Source organism: Noviherbaspirillum album (assembly GCF_035916955.1).
Taxonomy (GTDB): Bacteria; Pseudomonadota; Gammaproteobacteria; order Burkholderiales; family Burkholderiaceae_D; genus Noviherbaspirillum; species Noviherbaspirillum album.
Genome location: NZ_JAWIIV010000004.1, coordinates 35,200 through 50,255 on the forward strand (window position 1 = coordinate 35,200; position 15,056 = coordinate 50,255).

Consider the following 15,056-nt stretch of genomic DNA (forward strand, 5'->3'; position numbering starts at 1 on the left):
TCCCTGATCGTGTGCTGGATGAACGGTGCCTGTTCCTATTCGCCTTCGCCGAAGCGGTTCCGGATCAGCTCGGCCAGCGCATCGAACGCTTCCTTCTCGTCCGCGCCGTCTGCTTCGAGCGTCACCTTGGCGCCCTTGCCGGCCGCCAGCATCATCACGCCCATGATGGACTTGGCATTGACCCGCCGGGAGTTGCGGCTGATCCAGATTTCGCTCTTGTATTTTGCGGCGAGCTGGGTGAGCTTGGCCGACGCGCGCGCATGCAGGCCGAGTTTGTTTACGATTTCGAGTTCCTGTTGAATCATCTCGTCTGGTCTTCTTCTTTTGTCGGTATTTCAGTTGGGAGAGAGGCGAACGCGGTTGTCGACGCGCACGGCGCCGCTCTGCCCGCCGGCGAGCGCCATTTCGACGACAACGTCAATCGTATCATTGCGGTAGGTCAGCGCCCTCAGCAGCATCGGCAGGCTGATGCCGGCGATGACTTCCACATGGCCCGGGCTGCACAGTTTCAGCGTGCAGTTCGACGGGGTGCCTCCCATGACGTCGGTGATCACCAGGACGCCGGAACCGTCATCGAGCCGGATGATCGCTTCCTGGGCGACGCGGTTGACTTCGCCGGTATCCTGGTCGGCGCGCACGTCGATGGCTTCCATGCGTTCCGGCCGGGCGCGGAACACATGGGTCGCCGCATCGATGAATGCATTGCCCAGCGGCGCATGCGTTAAAAGGAGAATCCCGATCATGGCTGTTCTTCAAGGAGGCCGGCATTCGATGCGGCCTGTCGGTTGCCGGTGCTTTCGGCACCTGTCATTGTCATTGCTTTTCCACGGCGTCGATGAACATGCCCGCGACATTGAAGCCGGTCTGCTGCGCGATTTCCTGGAAACAGGTCGGGCTGGTGACATTGATCTCGGTGAGGCAGTCGCCGATCACGTCCAGTCCCACCAGCAGCAAGCCGCGCTCGAACAGGATCGGCCCCAGGGTTTCGCCGATTTCGCGGTCGCGCTCCGAGATCGGCTGGGCCACGCCGAGGCCGCCGGCGGCGAGGTTGCCGCGCACTTCCCCGCCCTGCGGAATGCGCGCAAGGCAATAGGGCACGACCTGCCCGCCGATCAGCAGCACCCGCTTGTCGCCCTTGGCGATGTCGGGAATGTAGCGCTGCGCCATGATGGAATGCGCGCCGTTGACCGTCAGCGTCTCGATGACGGAGCCGAGGTTCATGCCATCTTCCTTCACGCGGAAGATGCCAGCGCCGCCCATGCCGTCGAGCGGCTTGAGGATCACGTCCTTGTGCTGCGCATGGAAGGCCTTGAGCCGGGCGGCGTCGCTGGTGACCAGCGTGGGGGAGGTGAACTGCGGAAACTGGGCGATAGCCAGCTTTTCGTTGTGGCTGCGGATCGCTTCCGGCCGGTTGAACACGCGCGCGCCCTGCTTCTGCGCGATTTCGAGCAGATAGGTCAGGTACACGTATTCCATGTTGAACGGCGGGTCCTTGCGCACCAGCACCGCGTCGAACATGTCGAGCGACACGGGAGCGGCCGGATCGGCCCGGTACCACTGCTCGGCGTCGCCGGTCATGGCGATGCGCGCCACATTGGCCGTCACGCGGTCGCCCTCGAAGGCCATGTCCTTCTGCTGGAAGGCATAGACTTCATGGCCGCGCCGCGCGGCCTCGGACATCATTGCGAAGGTGGTGTCCTTGTAGATCTTGAAGTGGTCGAGCGGGTCGGCGAGGAAAGCGAATTTCATCAGTAGACTTCCGGATTGGGATCGGTCTTTTCAAGCTCGATGGAGGCCGCCAGCAAGGCCATGCGCGCGACCACGCCGTACATGTAGAAGCGGTTCGGCGGCGCGGTGCCGGGCTTGGCCTGCAGGTCGGGCAAGGCATGCTGCTGGGCGAAGGCCAGCGGCACGAAATGCGCGCCCGGCGAATTGAGGTTCTCGTCGACACCGCGCTCGGAATGCACCCGGTAGAAGCCGCCCACGACGTAGCGGTCGATCATGTAGACCACAGGCTCGGCCACCGCGTCGTTGATGTGCTCGAAGGTATGCACGCCTTCCTGGATGATGACGTCGGACACTTCCAGGCCTTCCTTCACCACCGACATCTTGTTGCGCTGCTTGCGGTTGAGGTCGCGCACTTCGCTTGCATCCCTGACCGTCATGATGCCCATGCCATAGGTGCCGGCGTCGGCCTTGACGATCACGAACGGCGTTTCCTTGATGCCATATTCCTTGTACTTCTTGCGGATCTTGGTCAGCAGCGTGTCGACGTTTGTCGCCAGGCATTCCTCGCCGGTGCGCTCCTGGAAATTGATCTCGCCGCAGCGGGCGAAGTAAGGATTGAGCATCCAGCCGTCGACGTCGATCAGCTTGGCGAACTTCTTGACCACTTCGTCGTAGGCGGCGAAATGGTTGGTCTTTCGGCGCACCGCCCATCCGGCATGCAGCGGCGGCAGCAGGGTCTGCTCATGCAGGCCTTCGAGCACCGAGGGAATGCCGGACGACAGGTCGTTGTTGAGCAGCACGGTGCAGGGATCGAAGTTCTTCAGGCCAAGGCGGCGGCCATTGGCCGAGCGCTCCAGCGGTTCCAGCGTCAGCGTGCTGCCGTCGGGAAGGTCGATGTTGGTCGGTTCCTTGACATCGTCGGACAGCGAGCCGAGCCGCACGTTGAGGCCGGTCTGGCGGAAGATCTGAATCAGGCGGGCGACGTTCTGCAGGTAGAAGGTGTTGCGGGTATGGCGCTCGGGGATCAGCAGCAGGTTCTTGGCGTCGGGACAATACTTCTCGATGGCGGCCATGGCGGCCTGCACGGCCAGCGGCAGCATTTCCGGCGACAGGTTGTTGAAGCCGCCAGGAAACAGGTTGGTATCGACCGGCGCCAGCTTGAAGCCGGCATTGCGCAGGTCCACCGAACAATAGAACGGCGGCGTATGCTCCTGCCACTCGAGTCGGAACCAGCGTTCGATGGCCGGCGTCGCGGCCAGGATTTTCTTTTCAAGATCGAGTAGCGGACCGTTCAGGGCCGTGACGAGGTGCGGAACCATATAAACCTTCCAAGTATGAGGTGCTCTATTTCACCGGCTGGCCGATAGCCGTGGCGCGAGGCCCTTCTCTCGTTGCCTGCGGCCGGTCCGAGGCTGGATGCGGCGGCAGGCTGCAAGCGGCGGACAGCAGACAGCTGGGCTGGACATGCCGGATCATCACGAGACAATCCGGGACGTTTGCCGGGGCTGCCGCTCGCACACCCGAGATTGGGGGCGACACGGCGCTTTTCAACTCGCCACCGCGGTTTTGCCATATCGGAACGATGTTGATTCTAATGGTAATCCCCGAACCGCGTGGTCGGCTTGGCGCCGAATGGCCAATAACATCACTGTTTGTGGGGTTACAGGCGGCCGGCGGACGGCGGCACGGGCGCCGTTTGTTGCATAACGAACAAATGCCGGGAAAGTCCGATCAGTCCGGGATACAAGTGCCTGGCTTGCGACTTGGGCAGTGCAAACGAAAAAAACGCCTCCGAGGAGGCGTTTTCGATGCAGGCTGGCGGAATGGAAACCGCTGCTGCGTGAATGATTACATGTGGTAGGCGGATTCGCCGTGGCTGGAGATGTCGAGGCCTTCGCGCTCTTCCTCTTCCGGCACGCGCAGGCCGACGATCAGGTCCACCAGCTTGAAGGCCACGAAGGCGACGACGCCGGACCAGACCGCCGTGACCAGCACGCCCTCGAACTGGATCCAGACCTGGCCCGCGATCGAGTAGTCTTCGGCGACCTTGTTGGCCACGTAATCGTAGATGCCTGTGCCGCCGAGCGCCGGCGATGCGAATACGCCGGTGAGCAGCGCGCCGAGGATACCGCCGACGCCGTGCACGCCGAACACGTCGAGCGAGTCATCCGCGCCGAGCATGCGCTTGAGGCCGTTGACGCCCCACAGGCAGATGACGCCGGCCAGCAGGCCGATCACCAGCGAGCCCATCGGGCCGACGAAACCGGCACCCGGGGTGACGGCCACCAGGCCGGCGACTGCGCCGGAAGCGGCGCCGAGCATCGACGGCTTGCTCTTGCTCATCCACTCGCCGAAGGTCCAGGACAGTGTCGCGGCGGAGGTTGCCAGGATGGTGTTGACCATGGCCAGGCCCGCGGCGGCAGTGGATTCATAGGCCGAACCCGCGTTGAAGCCGAACCAGCCCACCCACAGCAGCGACGCGCCGATCATGGTCATGGTCAGGGAGTGCGGCGCCATCGATTCCTTGCCGTAGCCGACACGCTTGCCGATCACGTAGGCGCCCACCAGGCCGGCAACGGCCGCATTGATGTGGACCACGGTGCCGCCGGCGAAGTCGAGCGCGCCCTGCTGGAACAGCCAGCCTGCGGTTGCGGTCGCGGCTTCCGCTGCGGCGGCATCGGTGTAGGCATCCGGGCCGGCCCAGAACCAGACCATGTGCGCGATCGGCAGGTAGGAGAAGGTGAACCACAGCGTGATGAACAGCAGCACGGCGGAGAACTTGATGCGCTCGGCGAAGGCGCCGACGATCAGGCCGCAGGTGATGGCCGCGAAGGTCGCCTGGAAGGCCACGAACACGTATTCCGGGATCACCACGCCCTTGCTGAAGGTCGCCGCCACCGATTCCAGGTTGATCCCTTTCAGGAACAGGCGATCGAAGGAGCCGATGAAGCTGCCGCCGGTAGTGAAGGCGAGCGAATAACCGTAGATCGCCCACAACACCGTGATCAGCGAGAAGATCATGAAGACCTGCATCAGGATCGACAGCATGTTCTTCGAACGGACCAGGCCGCCGTAGAAAAGAGCCAGGCCGGGGATGGTCATCAGGATGACGAGGACGGTGGCCGTCATCATCCAGGCAGTATCGCCCTTGTTGGGCACGGGTGCCGCAGCGGGAGCCGCTGCAGCTGCTTCGGCTGCAGGTGCTGCAGGTGCGGCCGGCGTGGCTGCGGCAGCCGGCGCTGCGGCCTGTGCGACCACGGTCGCCTCGGGTTTCGCGGGTTCGTCCGCAGCCAGCGCGGGCTGCGCGAAGCCGACCGCGAACAGCAGCGTGCTGGTCGCGAGGAAGCTTGCTAGTAATTTCTTCATTGAAATCTCCTTAGAGGGCGTCTTTGCCGGTTTCGCCCGTGCGGATACGGACAACTTGCTGCAGGTCGTAGACGAAGATTTTGCCGTCGCCGATCTTGCCGGTGCGAGCGGCGCTTTCGATGGCTTCGATCGCGCGGTCGACGATCGCGTCATCGACCGCCGCTTCGATCTTGGTCTTGGGCAGGAAATCAACCACGTATTCCGCGCCGCGATACAGCTCGGTGTGGCCCTTCTGCCGGCCGAAACCCTTGACCTCGGTAACCGTGATGCCTTGCACGCCGATCGCGGAGAGCGATTCGCGCACCTCGTCGAGCTTGAAAGGCTTGATGATCGCAGTGATCAGTTTCATGATGAACCTCTACGAAATTTAGAAAGTCTTGGAAAGCGAGAGGACGACCGTGCTCTTGCTCACATCCTTGGAACGCGTGCCGCTGGCGTTCGAATAGGTGTAGGAAGCGGATTCGGCATTCGAACCCACATAGGCCAGGCCGACGGTGGCGAAGCCGAAGTCGCGTGCCACGCCGATCTTGTAGTCGGTATAGTCGAAGGCGCCGTAGTTCTTGAACTTCTGGCGGCCGACGTGCAGGCCGAGCGTGGTCTTTTCGGCGATTTCGAAGTTGGCGTTCAGGTCGAGGTAATAGGAACCGTCGGCATTGGTGAAGCCGAAGTAGTCGTCGCTGACCGCATGGCTGTACTTGGCGGAGAACCACTTGTAGGTGGCGCCCACGTAGAATTCCAGCGCATCGGGCTTGACGCCGGCGATGGATGCGCCCGGGTAGTAGTATTTGAGCAGGCCGACATCGGCGTTCAGGTCGGGCATGACTTCAAACTTGTAGCCGCCGTAGAAGTCCATCTCGAGGCTGGCGCCGTCGGGGTACTGGTTGCCGCTGACGTTGGAATTCCAGTTGCCGACGTAGAAGCCGCTGCTGTGCGCGTAGTCGAAGCCGCCCTGGATGGTGGGCTTGCGGTAGGTCTGGGAAATGCCACGGAAACGATAGTCGCTTGCCAGGGTGAGATTGCCGGTGAAGCTGTGCTCCGGGGTAGCGGCTGCTTGCTGTGCCGAAGCGGAAGTTGCGAAAGCAGCGAACACGGCGGCGGCAAGGATCATTTTTTTCATTGCGGTTCCCTTTTGTGAGTTTGAATGACACTGGTATTGCATATATCCAACGTCTTAGCAGGACTCATGCCACCGTTTTCATGCCACAATTGCGTTATCTTTTTTTACATTTTTCCCGCGCTTGGCTGCGGAATGCACCGCATTTGGAGCCTTGCACCATTCAAGGCGCACCATGCTGAAGCGCTTCCTTCCCTTCGCACCAGATGAGTGCGATTTTTCGACACAAGGATTGATGATGGACAAAAACAACTTCTTCAATGATCTTCAAAGCAAGATCAATCAAGTCATTGAGAACTCCCCGATGAAGGATGTCGAGAAGAACGTCAAGGCCATGATGAGCCAGGGCTTTTCGAAGCTGGATCTGGTCACCCGGGAGGAATTCGATATCCAGTCGCAGGTGCTGGAAAGAACGCGTGCCAAGCTGGAAGCGCTCGAAGCCCGCGTGGCGGAACTGGAAGTCCTGCTGAAGACGCCGAAATAAGCCGATGACGCTTGCGGTTCTGAAAAGCCGGGCGCTGGCAGGCATGCACGCGCCCGAAGTCACGGTGGAAGTGCATCTTGCCAATGGCCTGCCCAGCTTCACCATCGTCGGCCTCCCGGAAACGGAAGTGAAGGAATCCAAGGACCGGGTGCGCGCGGCCTTGCAGAATGCCCGCTTCGAATTTCCCGCGCGCCGCATCACGGTCAATCTCGCCCCCGCCGACCTGCCCAAGGAATCCGGCCGCTTCGACCTGCCGATTGCGCTCGGCATCCTTGCCGCATCCGAACAAATGCCCGCCGATGAACTGGGCAACTATGAATTCGCCGGCGAACTCTCCCTGTCAGGCGAACTGCGCCCGATCCGCGGCGCGCTGGCCATGACCTTTGCGATGCACCGCTCCGAACACGCGTCGGGCAAGCGGCGCGCCTTCATCCTGCCGCGCGCCAACGCCGACGAAGCGGCCCTGGTGAGCGATGCCGTGATCCATCCGGCCGATTCGCTGCTGCAGGTCTGCGCCCATTTCGCCGCCAGGGACGGCGAAGCGAAGCTGGGCCGCCACCGCGCGCAGGCCAATGGGGCGGATGCGGCGCGTCCGGCCTATCCGGACTTTTCCGATGTGAAGGGCCAGGCCCAGGCCAAGCGGGCGCTGGAAGTGGCGGCCGCCGGCGGACATAGTGTATTGATGGTGGGCCCGCCCGGCACCGGCAAGTCGATGCTCGCGCAGCGCTTCGCGGGCATCTTGCCGCCGATGACCGATGACGAGGCGCTGGAATCGGCCGCGGTGCAATCGCTGACCAGCGGCTTTTCCATCTCGCGCTGGAAAGCCAGGCCATTCCGCGCTCCGCATCACACCGCGTCCGGCGCCGCCCTGGTCGGCGGTGGCGGCACGCCGCGCCCGGGCGAGATCTCGCTGGCGCATCGCGGCGTGCTGTTTCTCGACGAACTGCCCGAGTTCGACCGCAAGGTGCTGGAGGTGCTGCGCGAACCGCTGGAGTCCGGCCACATCACGATTTCGCGCGCGGCGCGCCAGGCCGATTTCCCTGCCCGCTTCCAGCTGATCGCAGCAATGAATCCCTGCCCCTGCGGCTATCTCGGCCATGCCGCCAACCGCTGCCGCTGCACGCCGGACATGGTGGCGCGCTACCAGGACAAGATCTCGGGCCCGCTGCTGGACCGCATCGACCTGCAGATCCAGGTGGGCGCACTGCCGCACGAGGAATTGCTGAAGAAAGCCGAAGGCGAGAGCTCGCAAGCCATCGCCGAGCGCGTTCACCTCGCTAGCGAACGGCAGCTGCGACGCCAGGGCAAGAACAACCAGGCGCTCGGCACGTCCGAGATCGACGAGCTCTGCAGGCCGGACGCGAACGGGGAGCAGCTTCTCAATAGCGCGATGACGCGGCTGAACTGGTCGGCGCGCGCCTATCACAGGGTGCTGAAGGTGGCGCGCACGATCGCCGACCTGGCCGGCGCCGACACCATCTCGCAGCCGCATGTGGCCGAAGCGATACAGTACCGGCGCGCGCTGCGGGAACAATGAACTAAGCCGCCTCGCGCAGCAATCCGCCGACGATCTGCCCGAGGCTGCGCACCGCTTCCTCCACCTCGATCGTATGCCGCGCGCCGCAGCTGATGCGCATGAAGGCATCGAAGCGGCCCGAGTTGGAAAACATCGAACCCGGTGCAATCAAAATGCCCTGGCGCAGCGCCGCATCGAACACCGGCGTTGACGGCAGCCTGCCCGGCAGTTCCAGCCACATCGTGATGCCGCCCTGCGGCAGCGTGAGACGGGTGCCGGCGGGGAAGCTGGCCGCGATGGTTTCGGCGATGCGCTCGCGCTGCGGGCGCAATGCGGCGCGCAGCTTTCTGAGGTGGCGGTCGTAGTCGGCGGAATTCAGGAATTCGGCGGCCGTGATCTGCGACCATTCCTCGTTGTCGCGGGTCTGCGCGTACTTGAGCATGGCGACCCGCGCCTGCCACTTGCCGGCCACCATCCATCCCAGGCGCATGCCGGGCGCGAGAATCTTGTGCAGCGATGCGCAGTGGATCACGTTGCCGCTGCGGTCCCAGGACTTGAGCGCCTGCAGCGGCGCATCGCCGTCGGCCAGCGCGGTGTAGGTATCGTCTTCGATGAGCGGAATGCCATGCCGCTCGCACAGCTGCACCAGCCGCTCTTTGTCGGCGTCCGACATGATGCTGCCGAGCGGATTCTGCAAATGCGGCACCACCACCACCGCCCTGATGTTGTCATAGGCCTGTATCGCCATGTCGAGCGCATCGACCGAGATGCCGCGCGTGGCGCTGGTGGGAATCTCCAGCGCGCGCAATCCGAGGCTCTCGAGTATCTGCAGCAAGCCGTAGAAGGTCGGGGATTCGACCGCCACCGTATCACCGGGCTGGGTGACGGCCCGCAGCGCCAGGTTCAGCGCCTCGATGCAGCCGTGGGTGATGGTGATCTCGTCCGCCGACAGCACCATGCCACTGGCCAGCGCGCGCCTGGCGAGCGCGGCGCGGAAATAGGCATTGCCGCCCGGAGGCGCCGCCCGCACCAGCATCTCGGGATGACGGCGCACCGCGCGAATGGCGGCATTCTTCAGCTGTTCGGATGGATAGAACTCCGGCGCCGCGCGCGCACCGGAAAAATTGACCCGGACCGGATGACTGCGCCCGCGCGCGATGAAATCCGACACGCGCGCATGGATGCCGACATACTGGGCCGGGTCCGGCGCCTGCAAGATGCTGGGTTCCTCCAGCGGCAGGATGGCCGCGCGATGCGGCTGGCGCACGAAGTAGCCGGAACGCGGCCGCGCCTCTACCCATCCTTCGCTTTCCAGCACGCGGCAGGTCTGCAGCGCCGTCGACAGGCTGACCTGATGCAGGCGCATCATCGAGCGCACCGAGGGCATGCGTTCGCCGCGCGGCAGCGTGCCTGCCTTGATGGCGCCGAGATAATGGTCCGCCAGCTGGCGATAAAGGGGTAGAGCGTCCATATCGCATGATGATCCGCCAGGCACGGCCTGAACAGATATAGATTTCGCCAAATCGAACAATAACAGATGCGCAGGTAACGCTCTGTTGCGATACGCCGCGGCATTTCCTGTGCCTGTTGCGCTCATGCTCCGGCTCGTACGATGGAGTCACTTCAACATCGCAGCAACGAGCAGAGGACCTGAATCATGGAACGCACCGTCGATCGATTTTTCCTGCAACGCGGACAGACCTTGCACCTGCATGCCGACCAGGCCGCTTCCATTGTCATTGCCAGCGGCAGGCTGTCGGTGACGCAGTCCCGGCATTGGCTTGGAGAGCAATTCCCGACGCAGGTCACCGTACTGGCCGAGGGACAAGCCCATGCGGTCGGCAGCGGCGGCTGGATCAGCGTGACCGCGCTGGCGACGGCCGAGATCATCGCCTTTCCGCGCAGGCACCGCCGGCCGGCATGGCTTGACGTTCCGCTGCGCCTTGCTCAGGCGCTCGGCGGCTGGCGCAGGCGCCTTTCGAATCGCCGCGCCTGAGCCTGAGTTTGAGCCTGGGGCCTTCGGCAAGGATGCGGCCACCGATTTATCATCACGTGATATCGTGCTGCATCCGCATTGCAGACCTGCAATGCGGGTGCGGCAAGGACACCGTCATGTTTCAGCATCCATCCGAATTCGTTACCTTCAAGGCAAGCCCGCACCTGCCCGGCGTCGAGCTGTATTCGGCGCGCCTGGTCGATCATGCGTTCGCCCCGCACGTGCATGACGGCTACTCGATCGGCGCCATCGAAGCCGGCGTCGAGCGCTTCCGCTACCAGGGCGCCGAGCACCTGGCGCCGGCCGGCACGCTGGTGATGCTCAATCCGGATGAAATGCACACCGGCGAAGCCGAGATCGACGCCGGCTGGACTTACCAGATGCTTTACATCGAACCCGCCACGCTGCGCGACATGGCCGGCAGCGAAGCCTTCTTCCCCGACGCCGCGGTGCATGACCCGGCGCTGGCTGCCGCTTACCAACGGATATTCAGGCAGATGTGGTCCGCGCCCGACGATCTCGCCTTCATCTCCGGCTTCACGCGGCTGGTTGATGCCATCGTCGCCCGCTACGGCCGCAACGCGCGCGACCTGCAACAGGAATCGGCGCGCGGACGGCTGCGCATGGCGGCTATGCGGCGCGTGCTCGACTGCATCGAGGACAGGCTGGACGAAACGCTGAGCGTCGAGACGCTGGCAGCCGAAGCCGGACTCTCGGTATTTCATTTCGTGCGCAGCTTTGCCGCACTCTTCCACGTCACGCCGCACCAGTATGTGCAGGCGCGCCGGGCCGCGCGCGCCAAGCGGCTGCTGGCGCGGCGCGTCACGCCGTCGGAGGCCGCCGCCGCCGCCGGCCTGACCGACCAGAGCCACCTGAATCGCTGGTTCAAGCGCGCCTACGGCGTCACCCCCGCTCAGTATCAACAGCAAATCGGTACAAGACCGCAGGCATCGGCGCGGCGATAATCGACCGCTCCTGCGATCCTTTCATTGCTGTCATGTTCATCGGTTTGCTGTGCGCGCTCGGCGCCGGGCTGTTGTGGGGCCTGGTTTTCGTCGCTCCCCTGATGCTGGGCGATTATCCCGGCCTGATCCTGTCCTTCGGACGCTATCTCGGCTTCGGCCTGATCGCGCTGGTTCCAGCCTGGTTCGACCGCGAGCGCATCCTGGCGCTGACCAAGGCCGACTGGATCGCGGCGCTCAAGCTTTCGCTGGTGGGCAATATCCTGTATTACGCCGCGCTGGCCACCGCGATCCAGCTTGCCGATGCGCCGCTGCCCGCCATGCTGATCGGCACGCTGCCGGTGATCATTTCCATCTTTTCCAACTGGTCGCCCGGCCATCCGTCCGAAGCGGTGGCGTGGCGCCGCCTGGCGCCTTCCCTGCTCATCATCTTCGCCGGCCTCATGCTGGTCAATGCCAGCGAACTGGCGCACCTCGACGGCTCCCGTTCGACAGCCAGCTATGCGCTTGGCTGCCTCATCGCGCTGGTGGCCCTGGCCTCATGGACCTGGTATCCGATCATGAATGCGCGCCACATGAAACGGCATCCGCAACTGCGCTCGTCCACCTGGTCGACAGCGCAGGGCCTTGCCACATTGCCGCTGGCGCTGGCGGGCTTCATCGGCTACGGCATCTTCGATGCGGTGCAGGGCCAGGACTTTGATTTCCCGCTCGGTCCGCGGCCGCTGCCTTTCATCGGCCTGATGCTGACCCTCGGCTTCTGCGCCTCCTGGCTGGGGACCATGTTGTGGAACAAGGCCAGCCAGCGCCTGCCGACCTCGCTAGCCGGCCAGCTGATCGTGTTCGAAACGCTCTCGGCATTGCTGTATGCCTTCGCATGGCGCGGCGCGGCGCCCAATGCGGCGGTGATGGCCAGTATCGCCCTGCTCTGCGTCGGCGTCTTGCTCGGCATGCGGACTTTCCAGCAGGCACGCAACACGGCCGCGTCGGAAGCGGTGGCGGGGTAAGCCGGCGGATGGCGGAGCCGCGCGGCCGGAAGCGGCATGCCCGACCTGCTACCATGTCGACCATGGCCTTCATTTCCTTTTCCCTTGCGCGAAAGACGCTTCTTCTTGCGAGCCTGGCATGCCTGCAGGCATGCAATCCCACCTATAACTGGCGCGAGACGCGCGGGCCCGACGCGCCCTACGTGGTGCTGATGCCGGCCAAGCCATCCTCGCATTCGCGCCCCATCGATCTCGACGGCATCAAGGTCACCATGACCATGACCGCTGCGGAAATCAACGGCGTCACCTTCGCTGTGGGCACCGCGGAATTGCCCGATGCGGCCCAGGCCGGGACCGCAGTGGCCGCCATGAAAACAGCAATGGTGCGCAATCTTGGCGGGACGGTGACGCAGGAACGGCAGCTCGCCGCGCCCGCCGCTCCCGGCATGTCGGAAATCGAGGTCACAGGCCAGGGCCGATTGATGGTGGCGCGCTTTGCCGCGCGGGAGCGCCGGGTTTACCAGGCGGTCGTGGTCGGCAAGGAAAAGGAAGTGCCGCGGGAGGCGGTTGATACCTTTCTCGGGTCGTTCAAGCCGGGTTGAACCGGACTGAACCGCACCGGCGCAATGCATGCTTTCCGGTACGACGAACATACGCCGGAAAAGCGCAAAATGAACCGCGCAAATTGCCTGCAGTCTGATTTGGCAGATAGCAAAAGCAAAAACTCGTGCTATGTTTCAATCATAAGATCGGACAATGGAGGTTCCATGCTGGTGAAATTCAAATCTAAAGCCGCCGCCGAAGTGACGATGTACGAAGAGCATGCAAAGCGCATCCTTGATTTGTTCCACAAGGACGTCAAGCGCGGTGTCATTACCGCCGAAGAAGCGCCGCAGGCAGTCGCCAGGCTGGAAGCCGAAATTGCGGAAAGCCGGCTGCATCCGATGACGGAAGAAGTGCAGCGCGATGTTGCCGCCCATCATAACGAGAATGGTGACGACAACGAGCACGAACCTGTCCAGTTTGTCAGCTTTGCAACCCGTGCCTATCCCCTGCTTGAAATGCTGCGAGCAGCCAGGCAGGAAAAACAAGACGTCATGTGGGGTGTATAGTCCGCGCATCACTCAATCACTACTAACTATCAGCCCGCAGCACTCGACGAAGCCCACATGCAGCCATCCTGCCAGCCGTCCCGGCTTGCCGCGTCCGACGGCGTAAGCCTGTTCATTGCAGACTGGAAAGCGCCGGCGGCAAGCAGGCGCGGAGGCATCGTCCTGATGCATGGCCTGGGCGAGCATTGCGGGCGTTACGCGCATGTGGCGGAATTTCTGGCCTCGCATGGCTGGATGGTCCGCGGCTATGACCATCGCGGACACGGGCGCTCCGGCGGCAGGCGCGGCGACGTCCCCGACAGGGAGGCATTGCTGCGCGATGCGGTCATGGTCATCCAGGATTTCACGCAAAGCTGCGGCAGTCCGCCCTTCCTGCTCGGCCACAGCATGGGCGGCCTGTTCGCGGCGCGCCTGGCGACCGCCGGCCTGGTGCCGCTGCGCGGCCTGATTCTTTCTTCGCCGGCACTGGCCGTCAGGCTGTCAGCCGCCCAGCGACTGCTGTTCAAGCTGCTCGAGGCAACGGCGCCGGGCCTGGGGATCAGCAACGGCTTGCAGTCCCGTTACCTGTCACACGACGCAGCGGTAGTGCAGACATACCAGAACGACAAGCTGGTTCATGCCAGGATCAGCGCCCGCCTGCTCGGCGCCATGCTCGACGCCATGGCCTTTACCCACAGTCATGCGGCCGCGCTCGGCATTCCCGTTCTGCTGCTGGTGGCCGGCGAGGATCATCTGGTCGACGCGAGCGGCAGCGACCGCTTTCTTGCGAGTTTGCCAGTGCATGTTGCAAGCTGTCATCGCTACGCCGGCTATTACCATGAACTGTTCAACGAAACCGGCGCCGCGCGAGTCTTCGCCGACCTGCACCGCTGGCTGGATGCCCATGCCTCTCTGGACATGAAGGACACTTGTCCGGCCTGAGTCCGCCCCGAATTCGTCTTGATTGCAGCCTGGACTCGGGCTTCCCTGCGCCGGCCGCCATTGCGGCTACAATTCTTTCCTGGGCATATGCAAACGCCTTATTCTTTCGACATCTAGCGAGGCGCATCCGCATCATGGAACTGTTCGGCATCTACAACTTCAGCCTGTTCGTCGTGGCAGTATTGTTGCTCAATGCGACGCCCGGCCCCGACACCGCATACATCCTGGGACGCAGCATTGCACAGGGCCGTACCGCCGGCCTGCTGTCCGCGCTCGGCATTTCGGCCGGCTGCTGCGTTCATGCGGTGGCCTCGGCGATCGGCCTGAGCGCGGTGATCGCCGCTTCGGCCACCGCCTTCACCGTCATCAAGCTCGCGGGCGGCGCCTACCTGGTCTATCTCGGCCTGCGCATGATTCTCGCCAAACCCGGCGCCGACACATCCGGCAGCGCGACGGCCGAGAACACCCGCTCCCTGGGCACCATCTTCTGGCAAGCGATGCTGACCAATGTCCTCAATCCGAAGGTGGTGCTGTTTTTCCTGGCATTCATTCCGCAGTTCGTGCGGGCCGATTCCGATCAAAAGACAATGGGATTCCTGCTGCTGGGGATCGCGTTCACGCTGATCAGCACAGTATGGAACAGCGGCACCGCCTTCCTGGCCGGCACGCTGGCGCGCGGCGCCGGGCGCAATCCGCGGGTCCGGCTCTGGCTGGAACGCACGGTCGGCGCCACATTCGTCGGACTCGGCGTCAAGCTGGCCCTGACGCGCCAGTGACGAGCGCAACCTTGTCATGGAACGGCGCGGCATCAACATGCAATCCCATTCAATTCAACCATGCGCGATTCCCGCGCCTTAGCCATAGCCTGAAA

The 15,056-nt window shown here is 63.5% G+C and carries 18 protein-coding genes; 9 read left to right on the forward strand and 9 right to left on the reverse strand.

Annotated features, from left to right (window positions below):
• Positions 1–35 precede the first annotated feature (35 nt).
• The 8 genes from RY831_RS06455 to RY831_RS06490 form a co-directional block, all read right to left on the reverse strand.
• On the reverse strand, positions 36–305 hold the full coding sequence (locus RY831_RS06455; protein WP_326505503.1) for an HPr family phosphocarrier protein: 270 nt from the start codon (positions 303–305) through the stop codon (positions 36–38).
• Positions 306–335: 30 nt separating this feature from the next.
• Complete coding sequence (locus tag RY831_RS06460) at positions 336–743, reverse strand: PTS sugar transporter subunit IIA (RefSeq protein ID WP_326505504.1); 408 nt, start codon at positions 741–743, stop codon at positions 336–338.
• Positions 744–813: 70 nt separating this feature from the next.
• Complete coding sequence (gshB, locus tag RY831_RS06465; protein WP_326505505.1) at positions 814–1,749, reverse strand: glutathione synthase; 936 nt, start codon at positions 1,747–1,749, stop codon at positions 814–816.
• Positions 1,749–3,047 carry a glutamate--cysteine ligase gene (gene gshA, locus RY831_RS06470; protein WP_326505506.1) on the reverse strand — a complete coding sequence of 433 codons (1,299 nt, stop codon included), beginning with the start codon at positions 3,045–3,047 and terminating at the stop codon, positions 1,749–1,751. The genes gshB and gshA overlap by 1 nt, the downstream gene beginning before the upstream one ends.
• Before the next feature lie 529 nt (positions 3,048–3,576).
• Positions 3,577–5,094 carry an ammonium transporter gene (locus tag RY831_RS06475; RefSeq protein WP_326505507.1) on the reverse strand — a complete coding sequence of 506 codons (1,518 nt, stop codon included), beginning with the start codon at positions 5,092–5,094 and terminating at the stop codon, positions 3,577–3,579.
• Positions 5,095–5,104: 10 nt separating this feature from the next.
• Positions 5,105–5,443 (reverse strand): P-II family nitrogen regulator, encoded by a 339-nt coding sequence (locus RY831_RS06480; protein ID WP_194725239.1) that lies wholly within the window; start codon positions 5,441–5,443, stop codon positions 5,105–5,107.
• A gap of 18 nt (positions 5,444–5,461) precedes the next feature.
• Positions 5,462–6,211 (reverse strand): TorF family putative porin, encoded by a 750-nt coding sequence (locus RY831_RS06485; RefSeq protein ID WP_326505508.1) that lies wholly within the window; start codon positions 6,209–6,211, stop codon positions 5,462–5,464.
• Between the two features lie 78 nt (positions 6,212–6,289).
• Positions 6,290–6,454: a hypothetical protein gene (locus RY831_RS06490; protein WP_326505509.1), complete on the reverse strand. Its 165-nt coding sequence runs from the start codon at positions 6,452–6,454 to the stop codon at positions 6,290–6,292.
• Between RY831_RS06490 and RY831_RS06495 the strand changes: the two genes are divergently transcribed.
• Both RY831_RS06495 and RY831_RS06500 read left to right on the forward strand, forming a co-directional pair.
• Positions 6,447–6,692 carry an accessory factor UbiK family protein gene (locus RY831_RS06495; RefSeq protein ID WP_326505731.1) on the forward strand — a complete coding sequence of 82 codons (246 nt, stop codon included), beginning with the start codon at positions 6,447–6,449 and terminating at the stop codon, positions 6,690–6,692. The two genes, RY831_RS06490 and RY831_RS06495, sit on opposite strands and share 8 nt — an antisense overlap.
• 4 nt (positions 6,693–6,696) lie before the next feature.
• Complete coding sequence (locus RY831_RS06500; protein WP_326505510.1) at positions 6,697–8,229, forward strand: YifB family Mg chelatase-like AAA ATPase; 1,533 nt, start codon at positions 6,697–6,699, stop codon at positions 8,227–8,229.
• Position 8,230: 1 nt separating this feature from the next.
• On the opposite strand, the gene RY831_RS06505 is transcribed toward RY831_RS06500, so the two are convergent.
• Positions 8,231–9,679, reverse strand: a complete 1,449-nt coding sequence (locus tag RY831_RS06505) for an aminotransferase-like domain-containing protein (protein ID WP_326505511.1) — start codon at positions 9,677–9,679, stop codon at positions 8,231–8,233.
• Positions 9,680–9,865: 186 nt separating this feature from the next.
• Here RY831_RS06505 and RY831_RS06510 point away from each other — a divergent pair, with 186 nt between their 5' ends.
• The 7 genes from RY831_RS06510 (at position 9,866) to RY831_RS06540 (ending at position 14,961) form a co-directional block, all read left to right on the forward strand.
• The gene (locus RY831_RS06510; RefSeq protein WP_326505512.1) at positions 9,866–10,204 is read left to right on the forward strand and encodes a hypothetical protein; all 339 of its coding nucleotides are present in this window, start codon (positions 9,866–9,868) and stop codon (positions 10,202–10,204) included.
• Between the two features lie 116 nt (positions 10,205–10,320).
• Positions 10,321–11,169: an AraC family transcriptional regulator gene (locus RY831_RS06515; protein WP_326505513.1), complete on the forward strand. Its 849-nt coding sequence runs from the start codon at positions 10,321–10,323 to the stop codon at positions 11,167–11,169.
• A 32-nt stretch (positions 11,170–11,201) separates the two neighbouring features.
• Positions 11,202–12,173 carry a DMT family transporter gene (locus RY831_RS06520; protein ID WP_326505514.1) on the forward strand — a complete coding sequence of 324 codons (972 nt, stop codon included), beginning with the start codon at positions 11,202–11,204 and terminating at the stop codon, positions 12,171–12,173.
• A 53-nt stretch (positions 12,174–12,226) separates the two neighbouring features.
• Positions 12,227–12,754 carry a hypothetical protein gene (locus RY831_RS06525; RefSeq protein ID WP_326505515.1) on the forward strand — a complete coding sequence of 176 codons (528 nt, stop codon included), beginning with the start codon at positions 12,227–12,229 and terminating at the stop codon, positions 12,752–12,754.
• Positions 12,755–12,919: 165 nt separating this feature from the next.
• A complete protein-coding gene (locus RY831_RS06530) occupies positions 12,920–13,264 on the forward strand; it encodes a DUF1840 domain-containing protein (RefSeq protein WP_326505732.1) in 345 nt (114 codons plus the stop codon).
• Between the two features lie 57 nt (positions 13,265–13,321).
• The gene (locus RY831_RS06535) at positions 13,322–14,185 is read left to right on the forward strand and encodes an alpha/beta hydrolase (RefSeq protein WP_326505516.1); all 864 of its coding nucleotides are present in this window, start codon (positions 13,322–13,324) and stop codon (positions 14,183–14,185) included.
• 140 nt (positions 14,186–14,325) lie between these two features.
• Positions 14,326–14,961 carry a LysE family translocator gene (locus tag RY831_RS06540; RefSeq protein WP_326505733.1) on the forward strand — a complete coding sequence of 212 codons (636 nt, stop codon included), beginning with the start codon at positions 14,326–14,328 and terminating at the stop codon, positions 14,959–14,961.
• Positions 14,962–15,056 lie beyond the last annotated feature (95 nt).